The sequence below is a fragment of the Rhodanobacter sp. OR92 genome (genome assembly GCF_000427545.1).
Lineage (GTDB): Bacteria > Pseudomonadota > Gammaproteobacteria > Xanthomonadales > Rhodanobacteraceae > Rhodanobacter > Rhodanobacter denitrificans.
This window is the reverse complement of the sequence record NZ_ATYF01000006.1, coordinates 135,086-161,073: the sequence shown is the minus strand read 5'-3', so window position 1 is coordinate 161,073 and position 25,988 is coordinate 135,086. Positions and strand designations below refer to the sequence as shown.

The window sequence follows — 25,988 nt, the reverse complement described above, 5'->3', positions numbered from 1 at the left end:
GAAAAAGATCGCTGGAGGACACGCAAAAATCGCGCCAGACCGCCGTATTGCCGTGCATCGCCGGGCTCGATCCGGCGAGGCGTCGCACCCGCCGTTCAGCCGGTGTCGAGCCGGAAGGTCACCGGGCCGTCGTTCACCAGCCGGATCACCATATGGGCGCCGAAGCGCCCGGTTTCCACCCCCGGGTGTGCGGCGCGGGCCAGTTCCAGCAGCCGCTCGAACCAGCGCCGGCCGTGCTCGGGCGACGCCGCGCCGGTGAAACTGGGGCGCATGCCGGAGCGGGTGTCGGCGGCGAGGGTGAACTGGCTGACCAGCAGCAGGTCGCCGCCGGTGTCGGTGAGCGAGCGGTTCATCTTGCCGTCCGCATCGGCGAACACGCGGTAACCGAGCAGGCGCTCCAGCATGCGCTTCGCCTGCGCCTCGCCGTCGTCGGGTTGCACCGCCACCAGGGCCAGCAGGCCGGGGCCGATCGCGCCGACCGTTTCGTCGCCGACACTGACGCTGGCGGACAGGACGCGCTGGATCAGGGCGATCATTCTCTGGCGGCGGGGCGAGGCGAAGGACCGGCAAAGCATACGAGGTTGCCGGTTCGGCGCAAGTCGGCGGGTCGCAGCGCGCCGCCCGCTACACTGGCGACCCTATGCGTATCGACATGTACCTCGTCTACCTGCTGCTGCGCCTGCTGGCGCTGCTGCCGCTGCGCACGCTGCATGGCCTGGGCGCAGCGCTGGGCCGGCTGCTGCTGTGGCGTGGCGGCCGCACGGTGCAAAACACCGCGGCAAACCTGGCGATCGCGCGCCCGCAGCTGGATGACAGGGCGCAGGTCGCGCTGTTGCGCGAGGTGATGGCCGAGAGCGGCAAGTCGGCCAGCGAGATCGTCAAGGTCTGGGGCGCCGGCGCCGAACGCGCGCTGGGGCTGGTACGCGAAGTGCGCGGCGAGGCGCTGCTGAATGCCGCGCTGGCCGCGGGCAAGGGCGTGATCGTCGCCGCGCCACACCTGGGCTGCTGGGAGCTGCTGAACTACTGGCTGTGCCGCAAGACGCCGATGGCGATCCTGTACCGGCCGCCGCGGATTGCCGCGATCGAGGGCCTGCTGCGCAAGGTGCGCGGCGCGCTGGCGCCAGAGCAGGTGCGTGCCGACGGTGCCGGCGTGCGCACGCTGTACAAGCGGCTGGCCGCCGGCGGCACGGTCGGCATCCTGCCGGACCAGAAGCCGCGCGCGGGCGAAGGCCAGATCGCGCCGTTCTTCGGCCGCGACGCGCTGACCATGGTGCTGCTGCCGCGGCTGGCCGCGCGCACCGGGGCGACCGTGCTGTTCGCATTCGCCGAACGGCTGCCGCGTGGCGCCGGCTACCGCATCCACCTGCTGCCGGCGCCGGCGGGGCTGACCGAGCCCAGTCTGGACACGGCTTGCGCGGCTCTCAACCGCGGTGTGCAGGCATGCGTGGAGCTGGCTTTCACGCAGTACCAGTGGCAATACAAACGCTATTCGGCGGACGGCCTGGTCAGTCCGTACGACCGCCAGGACGGCTAGCCGCGTTCCGAAGGGCGGCAGCGTCGGGCCGCGGTGGAACGTGCCGCACCACTCACACCGACAGGGTGCGTCCGCCGTCCACGCGGATGACCTGCCCGGTGACGTACGGCGCATCGCGCAACAGCCACAGCACGGCGCCGGCGACGTCCTCGGGCGTGCCGGCGCGCTGCAGCGGCGTGCGCGCCAGCATCGCCTGCTGGTCGGCGTACGGCTTGCCGTCGCTGGGCCACAGCACCGCGCCGGGCGCCACGCCGTTGACGCGTATGTGCGGGGCCAGCTCCAGCGCCAGCGAGCGGGTCATCGCGGCCAGCGCGGCCTTCGCCATGCAGTACACGGTGTGCTGCGCCAGCGGCCGCTCGGCGTAGATGTCGACCAGGTTGACGATGCCGCCGCGCGCCTCGCGCAGCGCCGGGATCGCCGCCTGGCTGAGAAAGAATGGCGCCTGCGCGTTGGAGGCGAACAGCGTGTTCCACTGCGCCGGCGTCGCCGTGCCCAGCGGGGTGGGGAAGAACGCCGAGGCGTTGTTGACCAGCGCGTCGAGCCGGCCGTAGCGCGCCAGCAGTTGTTCGAGCAACGCCGGCAGGGCCGGCAAGTCGGCCAGCTCGGCCTGCAGCAGCAAGGTGCTGCCGCCACGGCGGCGTTCGAGTTCGTCGGCCAGCGCGCGGGCGTCGTCGCCGGAACAGCGGTAGTGCAGCGCCAGGTCGTACCCGGCCGCGTGCAGCGTGCGCGCCGTCACTGCACCGACGCGGCGGCTGGCGCCGGTGATCAGCGCGACGGGACGATCGTGGCGTGGCGGCATCGGGCGGCTCCGGCGATTGCACAAGTCCCAGCTTGCCGCAAAGCCGGCAGCGCGTCATCCGCGACGGTGCTCAGCTGTCATCCTCGAGGGCGATCTCGCCTTCGAACAACGCGATCGCGGTGGCGGCGACCTGCCCGGTGTCGTAGTACGCATACGCACCGACGCCGAGCGCGCCGACCACCGGCAACCAGCGCGAGACGCCCTTGCCGAGCGTGCGCCGCGTCAGCTTGATGCCGATCTGCTTCGCCACGCGCTCGACCACCGCGTAGGACATGCGCCGGAACACCAGCCGGTCGCCCATGCGCACCACCAGGTCGCGGAACGCCTGCGCTGCGGTGTGGCGGAACAGGCACCACAGCATCTGCTCGCGGCCCAGCGTGGCGTGGTGGCCATAGGCGGCGGCAATGTCGCTGACCATCTGCGCCTGGAGCTTCCAGATCGCGATCAGCTCCGGCAGCAGGGTCAGCCAGCCCAGCGGCCCCGGCGGCAAGGCCAGCGAGCCGGCGGCGAGTGCGGCGCGCCGGGCCGCGTGGTTGGCCAGGCGGCGTGCCTCGCCGGCGGGATCCTGGCTGTTGCCGACCCTGCTGTCGGGCACCTGGCTCACGAAATCCAGGATCGCCTCGGCGATCCGGCCGTGCTCAGCCGGCGCAATGACGGCGGGTACCTGCTGGCTGCGCTGGGGCATGCGTGGTTCCGTGGGAGTCGCTGTTGGCGGCATGTGCCCTTGCCAGTCTAGGGGTGTTGCATGAAGCGGGGATCAACCGATTCGCCGGCAGGCGTGACTTGTGGCGCAGGCGGGGCGGGAAATTATTCAGTAATGTTATAACATTACCGAATAAACCAATCGTCTATCTCTGCCGGAACTGCCGATGAAGCCTTCCCTGCTCGCCGCGAGCCTCGCCATCGCCCTGGGCACGAGCGCCGTCCATGCCACCGACGTGCCGCCGCCAACCAGTGCCGCCACCCCCGTCGCCGCCGCGAACGCAGACGACCCGACCGACGGCGGCAACCGCAACAGGCAGCCGGTCAAGGTGCAGGACCTGGGCGCGGTCTCGGTCTCGGCCGCGCTGGACCAGGCGCGCAATGGGCTGTCGCCGGATACCGGCTCCAGCCAGTACGTGATCGACCAAAAGGCGATCGCGCAGTTGCCGCTGGGCGCCTCCACGCCGGTGAACCAGGTGCTGCTGCAGGCGCCGGGCGTGGTGCAGGATTCCTACGGCGGCGTGCACGTGCGCGGCGACCACGCGAACCTGCAGTACCGCATCAACGGCGTGATCATCCCCGAGTCGATCGGCGGCTTCGGCCAGAGCCTCGACGCGCGCACCATCCGCACCGTCAAGCTGCTCGACGGCGCGCTGCCGGCGCAGTACGGCCTGCGCACCGCGGCCGTGGTCGACATCACCACCAAGAGCGGCAGCGAGCTGGGCAACGGCGGCAGCGTGGGCATCACCGGCGGCAGCAACGGCACGCTCAACCCGAACGCATCGGTGTGGGGCAGCAACGAGCGCTGGAGCTGGTTCCTCACCGGCAACTACCTGGAGAACGACGCCGGCATCGAGAACCCCACGCCGGGCAAAAAGCCGATCCACGACCATACCAACCAGGCCAAGGGCTTCGGCGACATCAGCTACCTGATCGACAACGACACCCGTCTGAGCTTCCTGTTCGGGGTGGCCAACAACCGCTTCCAGATCCCCAACCAGCCGGGGCTGCAGCCGCAGTTCGGCTACCTCGGCCAGGTGGGCTTCGACTCCGCGCAGCTCGACGGCCGCCAGCGCGAGAACACCCGCTTCGGCGTGCTGGCGCTGCAGGGCAAGCTGGGCGCGACCGACTACCAGGTGTCGGTGGGCCAGCGCTACAGCAGCCTCGCCTACAGCCCGGACCGGATCGGCGAGCTGATGTTCAACGGCGTCGCCTCCGCCGTCAGCCGCAGCAACCGCGCCAGCACCCTGCAGGCCGATTTCTCCACCCCGCTGGGCGACCGCCATACCCTGCGCTACGGCATCTACGGCAGCTTCGAGCGCGCCATCAGCGGCAACAATGCCTGGGTGTTCCCCGCCGACGCCGGCGGCAACCAGACCAGCACCACGCCGATCAACATTCTCGACGGCAGCCGCCTCGTGGCGAAGACCTGGTCGGCCTACGTGCAGGACGAATGGAGCATCGGCGACGACTGGACGCTGAACTACGGCCTGCGCGGCGACCGCTACCAGCTGGTGCGCAGCGAGAGCCAGCTGAGCCCGCGCCTGGGCCTGGTCTGGCAGGCCACCGGCAGCACCACCGTGCACGCCGGCTACTCGCGCTACTTCACTCCGCCGGCGACCGAGATGATCGCCAGCTCGAACATCGCCAAGTTCGACGGCACCACCAATGCCGTGTCGGACATGGGCAACAACACGCCGCTGGCCGAGCGCTCGGATTATTTCGACGCCGGCATCTCGCAGAACATCGGTTCGGCCTGGACCGTCGGCGTGGACGCCTATTACCGCAAGGTGCGGCGCCTGCAGGACGAAGGCCAGTTCGGCTCCGCGCTGGTCTACTCCACCTTCAACTACGAAGCGGGCCGGGTGAAGGGCGTGGAGTTCACCGCCAACTACGAGCAGGGGCCGCTGTCCGCCTGGTTCAACGCATCGCTCGGCAAGGCCATCGGCAAGCGCATCGTCACCAGCCAGTACAACTTCGCGCCGGACGACCTGGCCTGGGTCAACAACCACTGGATCTTCCTCGACCACGATCAGAAGCTCACTTCGTCCGGCGGAATCCATTACGCGTTGAACGACAGCACCGGGGTCGGCGCCGACTATCTGTTCGGCAGCGGTCTGCGCAAGGACGGCGACGTGCCGAACGGCGCCTCGCTGCCGGCGTACTTCCAGTTGAACCTCAACCTGTCGCACGACTTCGCCTTCGACCGCTTCGGCAAGCTGCACACCCAGCTGGCCGTGCTCAACGTGCTGGACCGCACCTACGAGCTGCGCGACGGCAGCGGCATCGGCGTCGGCGCGCCGCAGTTCGGCCCGCGCCGCGGCGTGTACCTGAGCCTGCAGAAGGATTTCTGAAGGACGGGAATGGGAAATGGAACCGGCAAGAGCGGCGAGTTGCGTCCATGCATCCCGGGCGTTAGATCCCGCTCCTGCAGGTGGAGACGAGGGCTGCGGTCCATCCGTTATGCTTGCCGCGTTTTCATGACCGGCAACCGCCATGCCCTCCCGCCTGCCCGAACCGAGCGCCGACGAACGCGCCCATGCCGACCGTCTGCTGCAGCTGCTGCGCGAACAGATCGCCTCGCACGGGCCGATGCCGTTCTCGCAGTACATGGAGCGCTGCCTGTACGCGCCGGGGCTGGGCTACTACAGCGCCGGGCGCACCAAGTTCGGCGCTGCCGGCGACTTCGTCACCGCGCCGGAGCTGGGTGACCTGTTCGCCGGCTGCGTGGTGAATGCGGTGCAGCCGGTGCTGGCGATGCTCGGCGACGAGGCGGATTTCCTCGAACTGGGCGGCGGCAGCGGCGCGTTCGCCGAGGCGGCGCTGAAGGCGCTGGCGGCCGGCGGCACGCTGCCGCGGCAATACCTGATCCTGGAGCCCAGCGCCGACTTGCGCGAACGCCAGCGCGAGCGGCTGGCCGCGAACCTGCCGGCCGATCTGCATGCCCGCGTGCAATGGCTGGATCGCCCGCCCGAGCAGGACTGGCGTGGCGTGCTGTTCGCCAACGAAGTGATCGACGCGCTGCCGGCCACCCGCTTCGCGATACGCCAGGGCGAGGTCTACGAGGAATACGTGGCGCTCGACGGCGAAGGCCGGCTGATCCGCGTCGACCGCCCGGCCGACGCGCTGGTGACCGGTGCGGTGCGCCACGTCGAGCGCGACCTCGGCATCGAGTTCGCCAATGGCTACCGCTCGGAGATCCTGCCGCAGCTGCCGTACTGGATCCAGGCGGTGGCTGGTGCGCTCACCGCCGGGCTGATGCTGTTCATCGACTACGGCTACGTGCGCCGCGAGTACTACCTGCCCGAGCGTGACGACGGTACGCTGATGGCGCATTACCGCCACCATGCGCACGCCGATCCGCTGTACCTGCCGGGGCTGAACGACCTCACCGCCTCGGTCGATTTCACCGCGCTGGCCGAGGCCGGCAACAGCGCCGGCTTCGGCGTCGTGGGCTACCTGCCGCAGGCGCAGCTCCTGATCGGTGCCGGCTTGCAGGACGTGTTCGAGCGCGAGCACGCGGCGATCGCCGACGAGCACGGCCGCTACCGGCTGGCGCAGCAGGCGAAGCGGCTGATGCTGCCCGAGCAGATGGGCGAGCGCTTCCAGGCCATGCTGCTGGCGCGTGGCCTCGATGCCCTGCCGCTGCCGGCCGAACTGCTCGCCGCCGACCAGGGTGGGCGGCTCTGACCGGCGCCATGGACGTCCAGACGTCCGCACGGCTGCGCTGGCATCGCGCCTGGGTCGCGCTGGGCGGCGCGATCATGCTGTGGACGCTGTGGATGGCGCTGACGCCGGATCCGGACATCACGCTGGCGTTTCCGTACGGCGACAAGCTGCTGCACGCCACCACCTTCACCTGCCTGATGGGCTGGTGGGGCAATGTCTACCGCGCGCGCCGCCCGCGCGGCTGGGCCACGCTGGGCTGCCTGGCGTTTGGCGTCTTCATCGAGTTCGCGCAGTGGCTGGACCCGCCGCGCGACGCCGATGCGCTGGACGTGCTCGCCGATGGCGCCGGCATCGTCATCGCGCTGCTGCTGCTGCGCACACCGCTCGCCAACGTGCTGGCGAGCGTGGAAGCGTGGTCAGTGCGCCGGCGCGGGGGCTGAGCCGGGCGCTGCCGGCGCCACCGTCGAGCCGGCGGACGCAGGCACCGAACCGGGCGCTGCCGGCAGCGGTTCCACCGGCGTCGCATCGGTTGGCCGGCGCAGCAGCTGGCCGCGCTTGAACAGCTCGCTGGCGACCTGGTAGTAGGCGATCGTCTGTGCGATCTGCTCCTCGTTCTGCGGCACCAGCGGCACGGCGTCGCCGCTGGCATAGTCCGGCTTCATCTGCTCCAGCTTGCGCCCGGGTTCCAGCACGGTGAGCACGTCCTCGTGCAGGTAGCCGAGCTTCTCGTAGGTGGCCGGAAACGCGCGTTCACGGCCGGGTTCCAGCTGGAACAGGTCGTAGCCGAAGAAGCGCGAGCGGTAGCTGAAGTTGAGCAGGCCGAGCAGGGTCGGCGCGATGTCGACCTGGCCCATCAGGCGGTCCACCCGCCGCGGCTGGATGTGCTTCGGCGCGTAGATCCACAGCGGCACGTGGTAGCGGTTCACCGGCACGCTGGTCTTGCCTGCGCTGGAGGCGCAGTGGTCGGCGGTGATCACGAACACGGTATCGTCGAAGTACGGCTTCGCGCGCGCGCGCCGAATGAAGTCGCCGATCGCCCAGTCGGTATAGGCCACCGCGCCCTGGCGGGTGCCGTTGGCCTGCTTCACGCGGCCTTCCGGGAAGGTGAACGGCCGGTGGTTGGAGGTGGTCATGATGTGCAGGAAGAACGGCTTGCCGGAGGCCGCGATCTGGTCCATCTGGCCCATCGCCAGCGTGTACAGGTCCTCGTCGGCGACGCCCCATACGTTCTCGCGGTGGATCGTGGCGGTCTTCGGGATGTCGCGCCGGTCGACCGCGCGATAGCCGTTGTGGCTGAAGAAATAGTTCATGTTGTCGAACTCGCCGTAGCCGCCGTAGACGAAGTCCGACTGGTAGCCGCGGTCGTTGAACACGCTGGCCAGCGAGAACAGGTTCTCGTTGCCGCGCTCCTTCAGCAGCGAATCGCCGGGCGTGGGCGGCACCGACAGCGCCAGTGCTTCCAGCCCGCGCACGGTGCGCGTGCCGTTCGCGTAGAGATTGTCGAAGAACAGGCTTTGCCCGGCCAGCGCATCCAGGTACGGCGTGATCTTTTCCTGGTTGCCGAACGTGCCCAGATAGTCGCCAGACAGGCTCTCCACGCTGATCAGCACCACGTTGAGGCGCTTCTCCGGGCCGGCGTGGCGGATCGCGCGGGTGAGGTCGCGCGGGTCGTCGCTGACGTAGCTCGCCTCGGGCGTCTTCAGCATCTCGCGCACGCGGCGGAACGCCTCGTCGTCCGGCAGCGTGCGGTAGAACTTCGCGTAGTCGAGGTGGCTGCTGCGGAACGCATTGAAGAACTGGTAGATGCCGTTGCCGGCCAGCTCGTTGACGTAGTTGTTGCCGGTGCGGTCCTTCATGCCGCCGTTCACCGCGGCGACCGAAACCACCGTCAACACCAGCCACAGCAGCGCCACCTTGCCGCGCTGCCAGAAGCGGCTGCCGTCGTCGCGCACGCGCAGGGCGCGCCGGCCGAGCGCGAACAACACCAGCGCCAGCGCCGCCAGCAGCGTCAGCCAGCGGCCGATCGGATAGGACTCGCGGATGTTGCCGATCACCTCGGTGGTGTAGACGAGGTAGTCCACCGCGATGAAGTTGAAGCGCACGCTGAACTCGTTCCAGAACACCAGCTCGGACGCCGCCACGAACAGCAGTCCGTACAGCAGCAGCAGAGCGAAGCCGTACAGCACCCACTGGCCGGCGCGCGAGGTGTAGGTGAACGCGGTCAACGGCAGCACGAACAGGAACGGCAGCAGCGCCGGCCAGGTGGTCTTGAGCGTGGCGTGGTACATCAGGTGCAGCACGCCCAGGCAGATCGCGCAGGCCAGCACCAGGCCGGCGGCGGACAACAGCCAGCGCCACAGTCCCGGCATGCGCCCGGAGCGCGTCGGCACGATCCACAGCAACAGCACCAGCGGCCACGCCACGTAGATGCAGGTGACCAGGTCGTAGCCCAGCCCCACGCCGAACGCGTACAGCAGGTTCAGTGCCGTGTGCGGCACCTCGCTGCCGGACATCACCAGCAGCACCACGCGGGTGGCGAACGAGATCGCCAGGTAGGTGATCGCCAGCCACCACAGCGGGCGGAAACGCTGACGCAAGGGAGAGGTCGGGGTGAACGCACTCGACACGGGCAACTCCAGCAGGAAGGGATCGACGGATGCCCGCAGCGGGCGTCGTCATCCGGGCTTTATACCGCGGATCCGCTTGGCGAAGGCTGAGTTTTCAGACTGGCGATGGCGTGGATCCGCGCCGTCTGCATCGCCTGGCCGATCGCCGGGCCGGCCAGGCCGCGGGCGACGAAGTCGGCGGACTCGACCGCCGCGGCGGTGGCGCGGGCCGCGCGCAGGTAGTCCGCCTGCGGGTAGGCGTCGTGCTCGCGGCCCAGCCGGCCGCGCTGGTCTGCCTCGCAGGCGGCGAGGAAAAGCTCCAGTCGCGCCGGCCGGCGCAGGGCATCCAGCGCGCCCAGCAGCTTCAGCACGGTGGCCGGCTTCAGCTCGAACGCGCGGTGCACGTTCAGATGCTCGCGGCAGACCAGCGCGGCCAGCGTCGCGTGCTCGGTCGGCACCTTCAGCCGCGCGGCCAGCGCGAGCAGCGGCGCTACGCCGCGATGCTCGTGGCCGATGTGGCGCGGCAGCTCGGCGGCCGGGGTCAGCGCCTTGCCGAGATCGTGGGTCAGTGCGCAGAAGCCCACCACGTCGTTGCCCGGCGCCAGCCGCGCCGCCGCGTCCAGCACCAGCTCCACGTGCACGCCGGTGTCGATCTCCGGGTGGAACTCGGCGCGCTGCGGCACACCGTACAGCGCGTCGACCTCGGGAAACAGCACGGCCAGCGCGCCGCACTCGCGCAGCACGCGCAGAAAGCTCGACGGCTGCGGCTCGCCCAAGGCCTTGCGCGTCTCCGCCCATACGCGCTCGGGCACCAGGTGGTCGACTTCGCCGTTCGCCACCATCTGCCGCATCAGCGCCATGGTTTCCGCCGCCACCGTGAAACCCAGCGGCGCAAAGCGCGCGGCGAAACGCGCCACCCGCAGCACCCGCACCGGGTCCTCGACGAATGCCGGCGAGGCGTGGCGCAGCACGCGCGCCTCGATGTCGCGCACGCCGCCGAACGGGTCGGTCAGCGCGCCGTGCTCGTCCTCGGCGATCGCGTTGATGGTGAGGTCGCGCCGGGCCAGGTCCTGTTCCAGCGTGATGGTCGGGTCGGCCTGGAATACGAAGCCGTGGTAGCCGCGCCCGCTCTTGCGCTCGGTGCGTGCCAGCGCGTACTCCTCGCCGGTGTCCGGATGCAGGAATACCGGGAAGTCCTTGCCCACCGGCTTGTAGCCCCGCGCCAGCAGCTCCTCCGGCGTCGCCCCGACCACCACGTGGTCGTGGTCGACCACCCGGCGCTTCAACAGCTTGTCGCGGACCGCGCCGCCGACCAGGAAGATTTGCATGCGGGGATTCTGCCATGCGTAGTGCGGTGGTGTCGGGCGCGATGGAGAGCTATCGGAGGTCACCGACGAGTGCCCTTCGCCACCTCGGTGGCGAATAACGGAGCGTGGCCAATGAAGTCTCGTGGTGAGCCGGAACCGTCGCGTGGGGGCGGCAAACCTCAGGCGCGCTGGCGCAGGAAGACGTGGCAGGCGCGCTCGCCCATCTGCTGGCGCTCGCAGACGTAGCCGAGCGCGGGCAGGTCGAGGCCGCCCAGCAGGTGCTCGCCCGTACCCAGCAGCACCGGGGACAGCGCCAGGTGCAACTCGTCGATCAGGCCCCCGCGCAGGTACTCGCGCACCGTGGCCACGCCGCCGCCGAGGCGCACGTCCAGATCGCCTGCCGCCGCCCTGGCCTGGCGCAGGGCGGATTCGATGCCGTCGGTGATGAAGTGGAACTCGGTGCCGCCGGCCATGCGCAGGCTGGGGCGCGGGTGGTGGGTGAGCACGAATACCGGTGTGTGGTAGGGCGGCTCCTCGCCCCACCAGCCCTGCCAGCTTTCATCCGGCCATGGGCCGCGCACCGGGCCGAACATGTTGCGTCCGAGGATCCACGCGCCGATGCCGGCGAAGCCCTGTTCGGCCAGCTCGTTGTCGACGCCGGTCTCGCCGCCGTCCTGGCCCTGCATGCGCCGCCACAGCCGGGTGGGAAAGAACCATTGCATCAGCGCGGGGCCGCCGATGCCCAGCGGGTGCTCGAGATCCTGGCGCGGGCCGGCGCCGTAGCCGTCGAGGGAAACCGAAAAGCTGTGCACGCGAAGTTTCGTCATGTCGTGGCCCGCCGTGTCGTCCGATGAGGTCGAAGTCTAGCCGTCAGACCAGCCGCAAGTCCTTCGGCCGCGCCTGCGGGAACACCGTCTGCAGCTGGCCGGTGCCCAGGCCCCACAGCCGCGCGAACAGCCCGCCCAGCACGTCGCGGCAGTCGTTGAGCACGCGGTAGTCGCGGTCCTGCAGCAGGTTCTGCCGGTTCACCGCGAGCTGCTCGCCGGCGATGCGACCGCCGGCGAGCCGGCCACCCAGCACCCAGTGCACGCTGCCGTGGCCGTGGTCGGTGCCCTTGTCGCCGTTCTCGCGGAAGGTGCGGCCGAACTCGGACAGCACCACCACGGTGGTGTCGTTCCATGCGCTGCCCAGCGCGTCGGCGTAGGCGGCCAGGCCCTCGCCGAGGTTCTTCAGATTGTTGGCGAGGCCGCCGCTGGTGCTGCCCTGGTTGACGTGGGTGTCCCAGCCGCCCACGTCGACGAAGCCGAGCCGGTATTCGTCGCGCATCAGGGCGGCGATGCGCCGCGTCTCGGCGGCGAAGCTGCGCGCGCCGGGCGCGCCGCGGCTGGCCGCCAGCATCTCCTCGCGCAGGTCGGCGGAGATGCTGCGCGGCAGGGCCAGGCCGTCGGCGCTGGCCCGGGCCAGCGGGGTGTCCCGGTACATGCCGGAGAGGATCGCCGCCTGGCGTTCGTCGAAGTGCGCCTTGGGCTCGGCCTTCAGCGAGATGTTGGGGATGTCGCGCCCGGCGCCCTGGAAGGCGAGCGGCAGGTTGCTGGTGAAGGCGATCGGCGGCACCCCGGCGAGCAGGCCGGACAGCCGCGCGAGGAAGCCGGAGCGGTAGTCGCCGGCGTGGCCCTGCGGCTGGCCGCGCTCGATGTGGTCCTGGGTCTCGAAGTGGCTGCGCGAGAGGTCGTCGGTGCCGGCGAACGGGATGAAAGCGAGCTGCTTCTTCTGCCACAGCGGCAGCAGTGTGTCGTGCAGCACCGGGTTGAGGCCCCAGTCCGCGTCCAGCGCCACCGCGCTGTCGGGATTGTTGGCGTCGGGTTTGGCGATGGCGAGCGTGGGGCGGGACTCGTAGTAGAAATCGCTGGCGCAGGGCACCAGCAGGTTGTTGCAGTCGTAGCCGCCGCGCAGGAACACCAGCAGGAAGCGCGGTGAGTCCGCGGGCGCGGCGAACAGCCGGCCGGAGCACGACAGCGTGGCCGCGGCGGTGGCGCCGGCGGCGGCGAGCAGGAATTCGCGGCGGTTCATGGCAGGCCTCAGCGGTAGTTGAAGTCGGGCGAGGACAACAGGAAGGTGTTCCATTCCGCTGGCGACTTCGCCTGGGCCAGCGCGTGGCGGGTGGCCTCGGACAGTCGCGGCGCGATGGCGTCGCGGTACAGCGCCGAGTCGCGCAGCGCGGGCGGGTCGGCCGGCGCGCCGCCGCCGTCGTCGGCGAACAGCCGGTTGCGCCCGCTGCCGATCACACCGGCGAAGTCGAAGCGCTTGCCCAGCTGGCCCGAGCCGGTCCAGCTGGCCGAGTCCAGCGGCCAGCCGTCCGGGGTGACGCGGCCGTACAGCGGCTCGCCCATCTGCTGCAGCCAGTTCGCCAGCGGCACGGTGTTCGGCACCGGCTGGCCGTCGTAGGCCAGGCGCAGCGACGAGACCACGAAGCGCATCGGGTCCTTGAACTTGCGCGGGTCCGGCGCGGCGGCCTCCGTCGACAGCAGCATGGTGCGCAGCACTGCCGCGATGTCGCCGTCGCTGCGCCGGAAGGTGTCGGCCATCGCGTCCACCAGCGCAGGCGGAGGCCGGTCGGCGACGAAGTACTCGGCCAGCCGCTGCGAGATGAAGTGCGCGCAGGCGGGCTGGCGCACGATCAGGTCCACCGCCTGGCCGATCTCGGCGTAGCCGCGGCCTTCGATGGTGTGGCCGAGGAAGGTCTTGTCGCCGAAGTCGTGCCGATTCGGATTGAACACGAACAGGCCGCCGCGCACCACGCCGGGCCGCTCGCGGCCGCGGCGCGCAAGGCGCCGCGGCGGCTGCAGTTGCAGGCCGGCGCCGGTGAGCACGCGCATCAGCTGCTGCACGTCGGCCTGGCTGTAACCGGCGCCCACGCCCAGCGTGTGCAGCTCCATCAGCTCGCGCGCGTAGTTCTCGTTGGTCCGGTCGCGGGCGTTGCGCGCGTTGTCGAGGAACGCCAGCATGGCCGGACTCTGCAGCGTGGCCATCACCAGGTCGCGGAACTTGCCCAGCGCGTGCGGGCGGATCACGTTCTCCTCATAGTCGGCGGCAAACACGCGCACCGGGCCCTTGCCGGCGTACACGCTGAAGTGGTTGAGCCAGAACCACACCAGCTGCTCCTTCAGCTGGTTGCCGCCGCGGATCGCGTGCAGCAGCTCGGCCTGCGCGGCCTGCTGCACCAGTTCGCGACGGTACTGGCCGAGTGCCTGCTTGGCCGCGTCCTTGGCCGGGCCGGCCGGGGTGTCCTTGTACTGCTGCTGCCGTGCGCGGAGGTCGGCCAGCAGCTCGGGCGGCGGCGTGGCCAGCACCGGCAGCGCCCGGATCTGCGCGGCGACCGCGGGCGGCAGGCGGTCGTCGCCGGCCAGCTGCTCGTCGAGGAAGCGCACGCGGCCCAGCTGGCGGTAGCGCGCCAGGGTGGCGCTGTCCAGGCCGAAGCCGTCGCGGCGCAACCAGGCGATGTCGCCGGGGGCGAGTTCGCCCGCGATGGCGCGGGAGGCGGGCAGCCGGTCCGGTGGCGTCTGTCCGGCGCCGGCCAGCGCGGGCGGCATGGTCAACAACAGGCCAAGCATGGGTGCGAGGCGGCAAAGCGTGTTGGGCACGTGGCGATTCCGGCAGGGCAATGCAGGAAGCAACGCCAGACGCATTCGCCGGATGACCCTCTTGCGGTGGTGGCCGGGCGGCTGTTTTCGTTGCGTTCAGATGGAAGGGTCCGCAGCTTTATGCCGCCGCCCCGCTCACGTAAGCTGGCAAGCCGAGACCGGCGGCAGGCAAGGGGCCCATCGACGATGGTGGCAAGTCAGGTTCATCCGCTGCTGCGCGACCGCGTCGCGGGCCTGTCGCCGGAGGTGGTGCGGCTGCTTGGCGAGGCCGGTGATGCGATGACCGGCGGCGAGCTGGAGCGCGCCGCGGCGGCGCTGGCCGCGGCGCTGGCGCTGGCGCCGGACAGCACGGAGGCGTTGCGCCTGTCGGCCCAGCTGCAGCAGTTGCGCGGCGAGCACGCGCAGGCGGTGGCGATCCTGCGCGAGGCGCTGGCGAAGGATCCGCGCGATGCCGTGCTGCATATCAGCCTGGGTGTTGCGCTGCAGTCCAGCGGCGAGAACGAGGCAGCGTTGTCGGCGCTGCAGCGGGCCTGTGAACTGGCGCCCGACTTCGCCCCGGCATGGTTCAACCGGGGCCGGATGTTCCAGCTGCTGGGCCGCCCGGCCGGGGCAATCACCGCGCTGCACCGCGCACTGGATGTCGACCCGGGGCACCTGGCGGCGCGGCTGCTGCTGGCTTCGGCGCAGGCCGACCTCGGTGCCGAGGTGCAGGCGGCCGCGAACTATCGCGAGGTGCTGCGGCGTGAGCCCGGCCAGCCGGAGGCCTGGAGCGGCCTGGCCGCGCTGGGCACCGAGCGCTTCGGCAGCGACGACGTGGCCCGTCTGCAGCAGGTGCTGCAGGCGCCGCAGCCGACGCCGCGCGCGCATCCAGCTCGGCTTCGCGCTGGCCCGCGCGCTGGAAGACCAGGCCGATTACCGCGCGGCCTTCCGCGCCTTGCGCAAGGCCAACGGGTGGCGGCACCGGCAGCTGAACTGGAACGCAGCAAGCATGCGCGCGCACGTCGACGCCATGCTCGCCGCATTCGCCGAACCGCTGGCCGGGGCCGCGGATGCCGCACTCGGCGAACAGGTGATCTTCCTCATGGCGCTGCCGCACGCCGGCGCCGCATTGACCGGGCAGATCCTTGCCGCCCACCCGTACGTGGGCGGCGTCGACGAGTCGCCCGACCTGCAGCGGGTGATCGGCGAGGAGTCGGCGCGGCGCGGACGACCGCTGCTGCAGTGGATCGGTGCGGCCACGCCGGCGGACTGGGCGCGGCTGGGCCGGGACTACCTGGCGCGTACCGGGCCCGTGTGCCGCGGCCGGCCGCGCTTCGTCGACGCATACCGGCTGAACTGGCGCGTGGCCGGCGTGGCGCTGGCGATGCTGCCCGGCGCGCGGGTGGTGCATTGCCGGCGCGATGCGCTGGAAACCTGCTTCGCCTGTTACCGCCAACTGTTCGCCAGCGGCCACGATTTCAGCTACGACCTGGACGACATCGCCAGCTACTGGCGCGACCACGAGCGGCTCGGCCGGCATTGGCAGCGGCTGTTCCCGCAGCGCTACCTCGAGCACGCCTACGAGGCGCTGCTGGCCGAGCCCGAGGCGCAGGTGCAGCGGTTGCTGGCGTTCTGCGAGCTGGAGGTCGCCCCGGCCTGCCTGGCGGGCTTCCGGCACGGGCCGGCGCAGGCGCGCACGGCACTGCGCGGGCGCCAGCCCTGGTCGCGCGAGCCGGCGCTGGCCGCGCGCTACGGCGCCGAGCTGGATCGCCTGCGGCTGTTGCTGGGCGCGCGCTGATCCGCGCGCTGTTCAACGTTGCGGCGAACGCGCCGCGGCCAGCCGGCGTTGCCGCGGCGGTTCGCCGAGCAGCACCGGCAGCCACGGCGTGAACGGCTGCGGCACGATGCCGAGCGCGGCGTAGCCGTCCACATTGCCGACCGAATCGGTGCGCAGCGAGCGGAAGTTGTCCAGCGAAAACGGCTTGCCGGGCAGCAGCTCGGCGAACTGCGCCTGCAGCCGGCCGAGGCTGTCGGGCAGTGCCACGACCGGCGTGCGCAGGCCGGCGGCAGCGCGGATCTTGCGCACGATCTCGCCCAGCGTGAGCACCTCGGGACCGTACAGCTCGAAGCTGCGCCGTTGACCCAGCTTCGCGTGGTCGACGCAGCGGGCGATCGCCTCGGCCACGTCGCCGACCCAGGTGGGCGCCATCCGTGCCTTCGCGCGTGCCAGCGGCAGCATCGGCATCTGTCGCAGCAGCTTGGCGAAGCGGCTGACCAGGCCGTCGCCGGGGCCGAAGATCACGCTGGGCTGGTAGATCGTCCAGTCCAGCGCGGAGGCCTTGACCAGCGCCTCGGCCTCGCCGCGACTCTTCAGGTACTGCGACAGGCCCTGGCCGGCCTTCAGCGAGCTCATCTGGTGCAGGCGGCCCACGCCGCTGGCGTGGCAGGCGGCGATCAGCCGGCGGGCAAGTTCCACGTGCACCCGCTGGAAGCCGTCGCGGCCGTGCGGGTTGAGGATGCCGACCAGGTTGATCACCGCGTCGGCGCCGGCCAGCTGCCGGCGCAGCACGTCGTCGTCGTGGATGTCGGCGTTGCGCACGCTGACCGTGGGCAGCACGCCGAGTTCGCGGTGCTGCTCGCGGTTGCGGCTGAGCAGCACGATGCGGTGGCCGTCGGCGGCCAGTCGCGGCACCAGGCGGCTGCCGACGAAACCGGTGCCGCCGAGGATGACGAGTTGCTGTGCGGCCATGGGATTTCCTCGATGGAGCTTCAGGGCGAGACGCTGCCGGCGACGGCCGCTGCCGACGCCGCCTCGGCGGGACAGTCGACTGCCCGGCGCGCTGTCGCGGCAGTCGGCACGGCATACGGCTGGCCGATCGGACTCATGCGGGTGGCCAGCGGCACCACCGTGTCGCCGCTCAGGCGCCAATCGTAGATCACGCTGAAAGCCATCACCCGCGCCACGTACTCGCGGGTTTCCCGGTACGGGATGGTGGCGACGAACAGGTCCGGCGCCAGCATGCCGCGCGTGGCCAGCCACTGCTCGACCTTGTTCGGGCCGGCGTTGTAGGCGGCGCTGGCCAGCCACGGCGAGCCGTTGAAGCGTGCGGCCATCTGCGCCAGGTAGCGCGTGCCCAGCGCGATGTTGGTGGCCGGGTCGTACAGCGTGTCGCCGCCGCCCCAGTCGAGCCCGTTGCGCTTCGCCACCAGCGCGGCGGTGGCCGGCAGCAGCTGCATCAGGCCGCGCGCGTCGGCACCGGATTGGGCATCGCTCATCCAGGCGCTTTCCGCGCGCAGGATGCCGTAGGCCCAGGCCGGCTCGATCCCGGCTTGCCCGGCCTGCGGCACCAGGCCGTCCTGGCTGGCCAGCGGGAAGCGCAGGTCGTACAGCCGCAGGGCGTCGCCGCTGCTCAGGGTGAACACGGCGCGGTCGTACCAGCCGCGGCGGTTGGCCATGTCGGCGGCGACCCGCTGGGTATCCGGGTCGGCGTCCTGCAAGGCGCGCGCCCACTCGCGCCGGGCGAACTTGGGCAGATCCACCGCATACAACTCGAACGCACGCAACAGGCCGGGGTTGGCCAGCAGGGCCTGTTCGCGTTGCGGGTCGTCGGCCAGGGTCAACGGACAGATCGCGTACGGCCGGTCGAGCCGGTCGGCGGACAGGAAGCCGAAGAAGGTGGGCTTGTCGGCCTGGGCCTCGAACAGCGGGCGGGCTTCGTCGTCACGGCCCAGCGCGGCCAGCGCGCGGCCGCGGAAATACTGCCATTCGCTGTCCTGCCGCTGGTCGGCGGGCATCGCGTCGAGGCCGGCCAGCACCGCACTCCAGTCCTGCTGCGCCAGCGCCACGCGCACCCGCCATTCGCGGGTGCCGTCGGTCTGCGCGGCGGCAGGCAGGGCGATCAGCCGGGCCAGCGCGCCGTCGTCGAAATCGGTGGCGTGGTACAGCGCCAGCGCCTGCAGGATCTGGTTGCGCTGCGCCTCGCTGAAGCCGAAGCGGGACTGCAGTTGCTGCCAGGCGGCGTCGGCGGCGTCGACATCGCGCCGGGCCTGGCGGGTCAGCGCCAGCGTGGCGGCCTGGCGCTGGCGCGGCTGGTTGGGCCAGCTGCGCGCGGCGTCCAGCGCGGCGGCCGGATCGCGCAGTGCCAGCGCCAGCTGCAGCGCGCTGGCGCGGCCGGGTTCGGCGAGCCAACCGGCCAGGCTGGCGATGGTGCCGGCCTGGCCGGCGTCGGCGGCGCGGTCGATCCGCGTCCACAGTCGCGCCTCGGTCAACAGGCCCTGCGTGTGCGCGGCGGCGAGCACCGGGTCGCAGGCGTCGGGCAGGCTTGGCTTGGCCCACAGCGCGGCGAGGTCGCGCTCGAACTCCAGCGTGCCGCCGCCGGCCAGCCGCGCCTGCAGCGCGTCGCAGGCGAGCGTGTCGCCGAGGCCGCTCTGGTACAGCGCGAGGAACGTGCTCCAGTCCTGCCGCCGCGCCAGCTCCCGCAGGAACGCGCGGCGCAGGTCGGCGGCGGGGATCCAGTCCGGGTATTGCGCCAGGTACGCCTCCACGCTGGCGCGGTCGAGCTGCTGGATGTCGTGCTGCAGGGCCGCCGCCGGCAGGTACGGGTACAGCGGGTAGTCGTGCAGGTTGGCCGCCAGCTGCCGCCAGCCATCGCCGCCTTGCTGGGCGGCGGCATAGGCCTGCCGGAAGGCCGCGCGCTGGGCGGCGTCGGGGGCGGCGGCTCGCGCCGGCACGCTCGTCAGCAGCCAGCCGGCGAGCAGCAGCCCGGTGAGCAGGATGCGCCGCGGCGAGAGGAAGACGGACATGGAGGCTCCTGCGGTGGATCACGGGCAGTGTAGTCGATGCGCCTGAACCGCTTGTCGCGCGGCGGTGAGGGTGTGCCGGCGCGCCTGCTAAGCTGACACGCTTGGTTTCCACACCTTCACGGGATCGGCATGTCGCCAGCAGCTCCGCCTGACTTTCGTCGTGTCTGGCCGGCGTGGCTGGCGCTGCTGCTGGCGGCGTTGGCCGGGGCGGCCTGGTGGTGGGCGATCGGCCGGCCGGTGGCGTTGCCGGAGGCGCCATCGGCACGGATCGCCTGCGTCTCCTACGCGCCGTTTCGCCAGGCCGGCGAGACGCCGCTGGATGCGAACGCCTACATCAGCCCCGAGCGCATCGACGCGGACCTGCGCGCGTTGTCGCAGCGCTTCGACTGCGTGCGCACGTACTCGCAGGGGCAAGGCCTCAGCGCGGTGCCCGCGATCGCCGGGCGCTACGGCATGAAAGTGTTGCTGGGCATCTGGCTGAGCGGCGACGCAAAGGCGAACGCGCAGCAGGTCGCACTGGGCATCGCCACCGCGAACAAGTACCCGCAGGTGCTGCGCGGAGTGATCGTGGGCAACGAGGTACTGCTGCGCGGCGAGCTGTCGTCGGCGCAACTGGCCGGCTACCTGCGCGAGGTGCGCGCGGCGGTCCACGTGCCGGTGACCTATGCCGACGTGTGGGAATTCTGGCTGCGCCATCCCGAGCTGGCCGGCTCGGTGGACTACCTCACCATCCACATCCTGCCGTACTGGGAAGACCAGCCGGTGCCGCCCGAGCGCGCGGTGCAGCATGTGGCGACGGTGTACGCGAAAGTGCAGCAGGCGTTTCCCGGCCGTCGCGTGATGATCGGCGAGACCGGCTGGCCCAGCGCCGGACGGCCGCGCCAGGCGGCCAGCGCCAGCGTGGTCAACGAGGCGCGTTACCTGCGCGAGTTCCTGCGCTACGCGGCCACCGTGCACATGCCGTACAACGTGATCGAGGCGTTCGACCAGCCGTGGAAACGCGCGCAGGAAGGCACCGCCGGCGGTTACTGGGGTATCTTCGACGCGCAGGCGCGGCCGAAGTTCGCCATGCAGGGGCCGGTGATCGAGGAGCCGCGCTGGTGGCTCGGCTGGCTCGCCGGCGCGGCCGGCGTCGCGCTGTTCGTGCTGGCCGGCGGCCGCCAGCGACGCCGGCGCGGCTCTCTGGCGCTGGCGCTGGCCGGCATGGCCAGCGGCGGCGCGCTGGCGTGGCAGGTCCGGCAGATGCTGTACGCCTGCCGCGACGGCTGGGAGTGGGCGGTATCGCTCGCTGCCTGCGCACTGGCCCTGTTCACCGCGTTGCGGCTGGCGCGCCGGATCGCCGCGCGGCTGGCCGGCACGACCACGTCCGCCGCACCGCCGCGCTGGCTGCGCGCCGGCTGGCTGTTCGCGCTGGCCTATTACGGCCTGCTGCTGGCGGTCGACGGCCGCTACCGGGATTTCCCGCTGGGCCTGTTCTGGCTGCCGTGCCTGGGCTACGCGCTGCTCGGCTGGCTGGGCGAGCGTCACGCGCCGGCGCTGCCGCTGCCGGAGGAGCGCTTCCTCGCGCCGTGGCTGCCCTTGCTGGCCGCGGTCGTGCTGCTGCAGGAAGCCGGGCTCACCGCGGTGGCGTGGCTATGGCTGGGGATGAACCTGCTGCTGGCCTTGCCGGTGCTGGTCGAGTGGCACCGCGCGCGGCGCCTGCAGCCGCAGCAGACGCAGGCTGCCGGCCAGTAGCGCCAGCGCGCCGCTCTCGAAGCAGTACAGCTGCAGCGCGAGAATGCCGAGCGCGGCGGCCAGCCAGGCCAGCCAGGCATGCCGGCGCAGCAGCGCCAGCGCGGTGGCGGCGAGCGCCGCGATGCCGTAGACGTCGTGCAGAAACCCGAGCACCAGCGCTTGCCGCCAGCGGCACCACCACGGGCCATCGGCGCTGCACAGCTGGCCGATCGCGCTGGATTCGACCACGCCATAGCGCAGCCATGTCGCCAGCAGCGCCACCAGCAGCAGGGCCAGCCACGGCCAGGCCCTTCGCCATGCCGGCGCGGTCATTGTGCGCGGCCCGGGGGGGCCTTGCCGCCGACGGTCGCCGGCAGGCTGATTTCGGCCGCCAGCGGCAGGTGGTCGGAGAACGCCTGCGGCAGCGCCCAGGTCTTCTCCAGCCGGATCGCCGGCGAGGTGAGGATGTGGTCCAGCGCGCGCCGCGGCTTCCAGCTGGGGAAGGTCGGCGTCGGTTGCGCCGGCGGCTGCAGGGTGGACTTGGCGAACAGCTGCTGCATCTCGCTGCTGCCGGGCTCGGCGTTGAGGTCGCCCATCAGCACCGCGTGCGGGAAATCCTGCAGCAGTTCGGCGATGAAGCCGAGCTGGCGCGCGCGCGCCGGTGCGCTCAGCGAGAGGTGCGCGATCATCACCGCCAGCGCGTTGTCGCCTTCGCCGAACTGGGCCAGCAGCGCGCCGCGGCCGGGGATCCGGCTGGGCAGCGGGTAATCCAGCACCGTGTGCGGCTCCAGCCGGCTGATCAGGCCGTTCGCCGAGTGCGCCAGCCGGGCCATCGCGCGGTTCGGCTGGTGGCTCCAGAACGGCAGGCCGGCGGTCTCGGCGAGGTAGCGGGTCTGGTTGAGGAAGCCCGAACGCAGGCTGCCGGCATCGGCCTCCTGCAGGCCGATCACGTCGAACTGCGCCAGCACCTCGGCCAGGCGGTCGAGGTTGTCCATCTTGCTGCGCCCCGGCAGCAGCGCGTTGAGGCTGCGGGTGACGTACTGGCGGTAGCGCTGCACGCTGGCGCCGGCCAGGATATTGCAGCTCAGCAGACGCAGGCGGCGCTCGACGGGGGCGGCTTGGGGAGTGGCGGCGCGGCTCATGGCAACACACTACACGGGAAGGGGATGCCGGCGGCCATGTTCATGGGTCATGCTCACGCGCCGGGTACGCCGCCCAGCATGATCCACCGCAGATGAACAGCGCGCCAGTCGGGTCGCCCGGCGCCGCGGCCGTCGCCTACTTGCCGGCCAGCTCGCGCTTGACCAGCCATTGCGTCACCGCAACCATCTCGTCGAACGAGTGCATGGTGATCACGCGGTACTTGCCGTTGACCACGATGGTCGGGGTGCCGTCCACCTGCCAGCGCTGGATCAGCGCGAGATCTTCCTTCAGCTTCGCGGTGGCCTCCGCCGAGGTGGCCAGGCGCATGAAGGCGGCGCGGTCGACGCCTTCGTGGGCGTAGAAGTCGGCCAGTTCGTCCAGCGAGTTGACCGGGTAATGCTGGGCGAACTTGGCGTCGAACAGCTTCAGATGAGTGCGCTCGACCACGCCCAGCTGCTTTGCCGCGTAGTACGCACGCGCATACGGCAGCCACTCGGCGCTGAACGGCGCCGGCACCAGCTTGAATGCCACGCCGGCCGGCAGCTGCTGGCGCAGCTTCTCGGCAGTCGGCGCGAACTGCGCGCAATGGATGCAGCCGTAGGAGAACACCTCAACCACTTCCACCTTGCCCTCGCTGCTGTAGCGCTGGTGCGGAGCGGGCAGGGTGACGTACTCGGTACCCTCGGTATACGGTGCCGGCGCGCCGGACTGCGCGGTGCAGGCACTGGCCAGCAACAGGCCGACGAGCAGGGTGAGCAGGCGCGGGTGGGCGAATCGCTTGAACATGGGGTCTCTCTTCGCGGGTTGGCGGTGGGGCCGCCGTACGGGTCAGATTAACCGAACCGCCTACTTGCCGGCGGCTTCCTTGGCGACCAGCCACTGGGTCAGCTCGATCGACTGCGCGTAGCCACCGGCGGAACTGGCCGTGAAGCGGTACTTGCCGTTGACGATCATGGTCGGCGTGCTGTCCACCCCGTAGGCCTTCATCAGGTCGTCGGCACGCTTCATCCGGGTGTTGACCGTGAACGAGTTGGCGACGCCGACGAACTCCTTCGGATCGACGCCGTACTTGGCATAGAACTTCGCCGCGTCCTCGATCGTCGGCCACGCCTCGTGCGGCTTCAGCCCGCTGGCCTTCAGGTTGTAGGTGGACAGCTCGCCGCTCTTCCATACCGCGTCGAACATCGCGTCGTGGGTCTTGCCGACCAGGTCCAGCGCCTGCGCCGCGTAGAACGCGCGCTGGTACATCGGCCAGTTCTCGTCCGGGCGGAACGAGGCGGCCAGGTAGTTCATCACCGCGTTCGGCGGCAGGCTCTTGGCGATCTGGTCGACGGTGGCATGGAAGCCATTGCAGGCCGGGCAGCCGTAGGAGAACACCTCGGTCACCTCGATCTTGCCGGGGTGGCTGGTCGGCTGCGCCGGATCGATCAGGAAGTAGTGCTTGCCCTCGACCCACTTGCCGTTGTCGACGAACGGCACCGCGGCCACGGCCGGGGCGCTCGCGGCCGGCGCGGGTTCGCCGGGGGTGAGCGCGGCGGCCGTGCCGGTGCTGGCGGGCGCCGCGCTGCCGGCCGCTGCCGGTGCGGTGCTGGTGGCGGGGCTGGCCGGCGCGGCGGCTTCGGCGCTGCTGCTGGCGACCGGCGCCGTCGCCGTGCTGCCGCTGTCGCGGTCATGGCTGCAGGCGGCGAGCGCGAGCAGGGCGGCACACAGGAATGGCAGACGCTTCAGCATGGCGGACCTCGAAAAGGCGGGACGCAAGACGACTGCGCCGACACTTCGGTCGGCGCGGGTTCGATCAGGGCGCGCTGGCCGGCTGGCTGTCGGCGCTGTGCAAGCCCTCGATGTAGCTGGCCAGCGCGGCGATGTCGTCGGCGCTCAGCTGCTTGGCGATCGCGGGCATGACCTGTGCGCGGGCGTCGTCGCCCCAGGTGGTGCCGTCGTGCCAGGCCTTCAGCGTGGCCTCGATGTACTGCGCGTGCTGGCTGGCCAGCTGCGGGTACATCGCGCCCGGATTGCCGCGGCCGTCGATGCTGTGGCAGGCCATGCAGGCCGGGATGCCGCGCGCGGCGTCGCCCTGGCGGAACAGCGTCTGGCCGCGTTCCACCAGCGCCTGGTCGGCCACGCCGGGCAGCGCGGTCTTGCTGGCGAAGTAGGCACCGAGGTCGTGCATGTCCTGCTCGGACAGCGGCGCGGCCATGCCCATCATGATCGGGTTCTGCCGCTTGGCCGCCTTGAAGCTGGTCAGCTGGCGCACGATGTACTGCTCGCTCTGGCCGGCCAGCTTCGGGAACTGCGCGTTCGTCGAATTGCCGTCCATGCCGTGGCAGGCGCCGCAGACGGCGGCCTTGGCTTGGCCGGCGGTGGCGTCACCCGGCTTGGCCGCAGCTGCGGTGGCCGCCGGTGCAGGCGCGGCGGCAGTGGCTGCGCCTGCAGGCGTTGCCGCGGTGCTGACGGCGGCTGGCGTGGCAGTCTCCGGTTTGGCGTCTTGTGCCATCACGGCGCTGGCGGACAGTGCCAGCACGAGGGCCAGGGCAGACCCGAGAACCGTGGGTCGAAAACCAGCAGACCGAAAACTCATACACTTGACTCCCGAGAGACTTGCGAACACTGCCAGGGATGGCGGCCATGCGGCCAGCCACAGGCAGAAACCTCGGAATTATCCCTGTGCCACCATAGCTTGGTCAAACCATCCCCATGTCCAATCCCCTGCAAGGCAGGTCCAATCCCCTGCAAGGCGCGCAATTCGTGCTCGCCGCCCACCGCGTCGATCAGCTTCCCGCCGACCGCGGCGCCGAGGTGGCGTTCGCAGGGCGCTCGAATGCCGGCAAGTCCAGCGCACTGAATGCGCTGACCGGGCACAAGGGCCTGGCGCGCACCTCGAAGACGCCTGGCCGCACCCAGCAGATGGTGGCGTTCAGCCTGCCGCCGCTGCGGGACGTGCCGGCGCGAGCATCCGTCACCGTCGACGGCCAGCACGTATCCGACTGGCGGCTGATCGACCTGCCGGGCTACGGCTACGCCAAGGTGCCGCTGGAGATGCGCGAGCACTGGAAGCAGGAAATCGACCGCTACCTGCACCAGCGGCGCAGCCTGCGCGGCGTGGTGCTGATCGCCGACATCCGCCATCCGCTGAAGGAGTTCGACCGGATGATGCTGGACTTCTGCTTCGCCAGCGGCCTGCCCTGCCACCTGCTGCTGACCAAGGCCGACAAGCTCTCGCGCAACCAGGCCGCGCAGGCACTGGCGGCGATGCGCAAGAGCTTTCCCGACGGCCTGCACGCCACCGCGCAGGTGTTCTCCTCCACCGCCGGCACCGGCGTGGACGAGGCGCGGCAGGCGGTGGCGGCGCTGCTGCGGCAGCCGCGTGAAGCGTGAGTCCCGGCCGGGTGGTCGCGGGCTGGCGGCTGCACCGAAGTCACGCCGACCGTAGCGGACAGGGCGCGTGCGCCGTGGCGCATCGCACGAACAAACGGGCCGACAGTGTTGCTGCCGGCCCGTGCGCCGCTATGAAACTCGCCCTGTGGTTATTCCTGGCGTGGGGGTGAGATAACCTTCATGCAGTTGTCGTAGGCATCTTTTGCTTTGCCGTATTCGCCCACGGCGATAGCGCACATCAAGCCACCGCCCCCAGAGCATGCCGCTACTGCAGCGTCGGCAGCATCCAGCAAGCGCTGCAGTTCTGTAGAACAAGTGCCGCCGAGTGCTGCCATCAGCGGCGCATGGGTGGACTTTCTGTGCTGCATCAACCACGTCCGCGCATTTTGGATCTTGAGTGCCAGATCAGGATGCGACTTCAGCCAAGCAGTGTTGGCGTCGAGATCGACGACCTTGGTCGTCGTCGAAATGCCGTCATCAGTCTGGATAATCGCTGCGTGCCCAACCACCCGAATGGTGATGTGGGTGGTCAGACCGGGTTCCGCGTTCTGTGCTTCGATCGTTCCGTCGCTGCGTACCGCAACTTGCTGAGTCCCGGTAGTGGACGTGGTGGTGAACTGTTTGGGGAGTGATGATTGCTCGGCGGCAATAACACCGGATGCCAAGCCGATGAACGCCACGCCCATGACTACCTTGCAAAGCTTATGCATGTCGTGC

At 70.8% G+C, this 25,988-nt stretch carries 23 protein-coding genes and 1 pseudogene; 8 read left to right on the top strand and 16 right to left on the bottom strand.

Going from position 1 to position 25,988, the window contains the following annotated elements:
* Positions 1–95: 95 nt before the first annotated feature.
* The gene (gene dtd / locus RHOOR92_RS0103800) at positions 96–536 is read right to left on the bottom strand and encodes a D-aminoacyl-tRNA deacylase (RefSeq protein ID WP_007508873.1); all 441 of its coding nucleotides are present in this window, start codon (positions 534–536) and stop codon (positions 96–98) included.
* 104 nt (positions 537–640) lie between these two features.
* Here dtd and RHOOR92_RS0103795 point away from each other — a divergent pair, with 104 nt between their 5' ends.
* Complete coding sequence (locus RHOOR92_RS0103795) at positions 641–1,534, top strand: lipid A biosynthesis acyltransferase (protein WP_027489629.1); 894 nt, start codon at positions 641–643, stop codon at positions 1,532–1,534.
* 52 nt (positions 1,535–1,586) lie between these two features.
* Here the strand turns inward: RHOOR92_RS0103795 and RHOOR92_RS0103790 are convergent, their stop codons facing one another.
* On the bottom strand, positions 1,587–2,333 hold the full coding sequence (locus tag RHOOR92_RS0103790; RefSeq protein ID WP_027489628.1) for a pteridine reductase: 747 nt from the start codon (positions 2,331–2,333) through the stop codon (positions 1,587–1,589).
* Between the two features lie 70 nt (positions 2,334–2,403).
* The gene (locus tag RHOOR92_RS0103785; protein WP_015446525.1) at positions 2,404–3,018 is read right to left on the bottom strand and encodes a hypothetical protein; all 615 of its coding nucleotides are present in this window, start codon (positions 3,016–3,018) and stop codon (positions 2,404–2,406) included.
* A 184-nt stretch (positions 3,019–3,202) separates the two neighbouring features.
* On the opposite strand from RHOOR92_RS0103785, the gene RHOOR92_RS0103780 reads away from it, so the two are divergent.
* The 3 genes from RHOOR92_RS0103780 to RHOOR92_RS0103770 all read left to right on the top strand — a co-directional run bounded on the left by RHOOR92_RS0103780 (position 3,203) and on the right by RHOOR92_RS0103770 (position 7,144).
* A complete protein-coding gene (locus RHOOR92_RS0103780) occupies positions 3,203–5,389 on the top strand; it encodes a TonB-dependent receptor (protein ID WP_027489627.1) in 2,187 nt (728 codons plus the stop codon).
* Between the two features lie 142 nt (positions 5,390–5,531).
* Entirely contained in the window at positions 5,532–6,725 is a 1,194-nt protein-coding gene (locus RHOOR92_RS0103775) for an SAM-dependent methyltransferase (RefSeq protein ID WP_015446527.1), read from the top strand.
* 8 nt (positions 6,726–6,733) lie between these two features.
* Positions 6,734–7,144 (top strand): VanZ family protein, encoded by a 411-nt coding sequence (locus tag RHOOR92_RS0103770; protein ID WP_007508886.1) that lies wholly within the window; start codon positions 6,734–6,736, stop codon positions 7,142–7,144.
* Here the strand turns inward: RHOOR92_RS0103770 and RHOOR92_RS0103765 are convergent.
* The 5 genes from RHOOR92_RS0103765 to RHOOR92_RS0103745 form a co-directional block, all read right to left on the bottom strand.
* Positions 7,121–9,331 carry an LTA synthase family protein gene (locus tag RHOOR92_RS0103765; protein ID WP_015446528.1) on the bottom strand — a complete coding sequence of 737 codons (2,211 nt, stop codon included), beginning with the start codon at positions 9,329–9,331 and terminating at the stop codon, positions 7,121–7,123. The genes RHOOR92_RS0103770 and RHOOR92_RS0103765 overlap by 24 nt on opposite strands.
* A 59-nt stretch (positions 9,332–9,390) precedes the next feature.
* Positions 9,391–10,638, bottom strand: a complete 1,248-nt coding sequence (locus tag RHOOR92_RS0103760; RefSeq protein WP_027489625.1) for a multifunctional CCA addition/repair protein — start codon at positions 10,636–10,638, stop codon at positions 9,391–9,393.
* Positions 10,639–10,796: 158 nt separating this feature from the next.
* Positions 10,797–11,444, bottom strand: coding sequence for a dihydrofolate reductase family protein (locus RHOOR92_RS0103755; RefSeq protein ID WP_027489624.1), 648 nt, complete (start codon positions 11,442–11,444; stop codon positions 10,797–10,799).
* 43 nt (positions 11,445–11,487) lie between these two features.
* Entirely contained in the window at positions 11,488–12,687 is a 1,200-nt protein-coding gene (locus tag RHOOR92_RS0103750; protein ID WP_027489623.1) for a DUF1501 domain-containing protein, read from the bottom strand.
* A gap of 8 nt (positions 12,688–12,695) precedes the next feature.
* On the bottom strand, positions 12,696–14,228 hold the full coding sequence (locus RHOOR92_RS0103745; protein WP_027489622.1) for a DUF1800 domain-containing protein: 1,533 nt from the start codon (positions 14,226–14,228) through the stop codon (positions 12,696–12,698).
* Between the two features lie 150 nt (positions 14,229–14,378).
* Between RHOOR92_RS0103745 and RHOOR92_RS19915 the strand changes: the two are divergent.
* Both RHOOR92_RS19915 and RHOOR92_RS19910 read left to right on the top strand, forming a co-directional pair.
* Positions 14,379–14,984: pseudogene (locus tag RHOOR92_RS19915) on the top strand (tetratricopeptide repeat protein); the annotation flags it as partial.
* A gap of 262 nt (positions 14,985–15,246) precedes the next feature.
* A complete protein-coding gene (locus RHOOR92_RS19910) occupies positions 15,247–16,035 on the top strand; it encodes a sulfotransferase (RefSeq protein WP_231378314.1) in 789 nt (262 codons plus the stop codon).
* A gap of 12 nt (positions 16,036–16,047) precedes the next feature.
* Here RHOOR92_RS19910 and RHOOR92_RS0103735 read toward each other — a convergent pair whose 3' ends face one another.
* Positions 16,048–16,986, bottom strand: a complete 939-nt coding sequence (locus RHOOR92_RS0103735; protein WP_027489621.1) for a complex I NDUFA9 subunit family protein — start codon at positions 16,984–16,986, stop codon at positions 16,048–16,050.
* Positions 16,987–17,006: 20 nt separating this feature from the next.
* A complete protein-coding gene (locus RHOOR92_RS0103730; protein ID WP_027489620.1) occupies positions 17,007–19,040 on the bottom strand; it encodes a transglycosylase SLT domain-containing protein in 2,034 nt (677 codons plus the stop codon).
* A gap of 129 nt (positions 19,041–19,169) precedes the next feature.
* Here RHOOR92_RS0103730 and RHOOR92_RS0103725 point away from each other — a divergent pair, with 129 nt between their 5' ends.
* Positions 19,170–20,774 (top strand): glycoside hydrolase family 17, encoded by a 1,605-nt coding sequence (locus RHOOR92_RS0103725; RefSeq protein ID WP_027489619.1) that lies wholly within the window; start codon positions 19,170–19,172, stop codon positions 20,772–20,774.
* Here RHOOR92_RS0103725 and RHOOR92_RS0103720 read toward each other — a convergent pair.
* The 5 genes from RHOOR92_RS0103720 to RHOOR92_RS0103700 form a co-directional block, all read right to left on the bottom strand.
* Positions 20,673–21,086, bottom strand: a complete 414-nt coding sequence (locus tag RHOOR92_RS0103720; protein WP_027489618.1) for a hypothetical protein — start codon at positions 21,084–21,086, stop codon at positions 20,673–20,675. The genes RHOOR92_RS0103725 and RHOOR92_RS0103720 overlap by 102 nt on opposite strands.
* A complete protein-coding gene (locus RHOOR92_RS0103715; RefSeq protein ID WP_007515090.1) occupies positions 21,083–21,895 on the bottom strand; it encodes an endonuclease/exonuclease/phosphatase family protein in 813 nt (270 codons plus the stop codon). The genes RHOOR92_RS0103720 and RHOOR92_RS0103715 overlap by 4 nt, the downstream gene beginning before the upstream one ends.
* 136 nt (positions 21,896–22,031) lie before the next feature.
* On the bottom strand, positions 22,032–22,682 hold the full coding sequence (locus RHOOR92_RS0103710; RefSeq protein ID WP_007515092.1) for a thiol:disulfide interchange protein DsbA/DsbL: 651 nt from the start codon (positions 22,680–22,682) through the stop codon (positions 22,032–22,034).
* 60 nt (positions 22,683–22,742) lie between these two features.
* Entirely contained in the window at positions 22,743–23,627 is an 885-nt protein-coding gene (locus RHOOR92_RS0103705) for a thiol:disulfide interchange protein DsbA/DsbL (protein ID WP_027484837.1), read from the bottom strand.
* Positions 23,628–23,691: 64 nt separating this feature from the next.
* On the bottom strand, positions 23,692–24,474 hold the full coding sequence (locus tag RHOOR92_RS0103700) for a c-type cytochrome (protein ID WP_027489617.1): 783 nt from the start codon (positions 24,472–24,474) through the stop codon (positions 23,692–23,694).
* A gap of 116 nt (positions 24,475–24,590) precedes the next feature.
* On the opposite strand from RHOOR92_RS0103700, the gene yihA reads away from it, so the two are divergent.
* On the top strand, positions 24,591–25,271 hold the full coding sequence (gene yihA, locus RHOOR92_RS0103695; protein ID WP_007511020.1) for a ribosome biogenesis GTP-binding protein YihA/YsxC: 681 nt from the start codon (positions 24,591–24,593) through the stop codon (positions 25,269–25,271).
* A 149-nt stretch (positions 25,272–25,420) separates the two neighbouring features.
* Here the strand turns inward: yihA and RHOOR92_RS0103690 are convergent, their stop codons facing one another.
* Positions 25,421–25,981, bottom strand: coding sequence for a hypothetical protein (locus tag RHOOR92_RS0103690; RefSeq protein ID WP_027489616.1), 561 nt, complete (start codon positions 25,979–25,981; stop codon positions 25,421–25,423).
* Positions 25,982–25,988 lie beyond the last annotated feature (7 nt).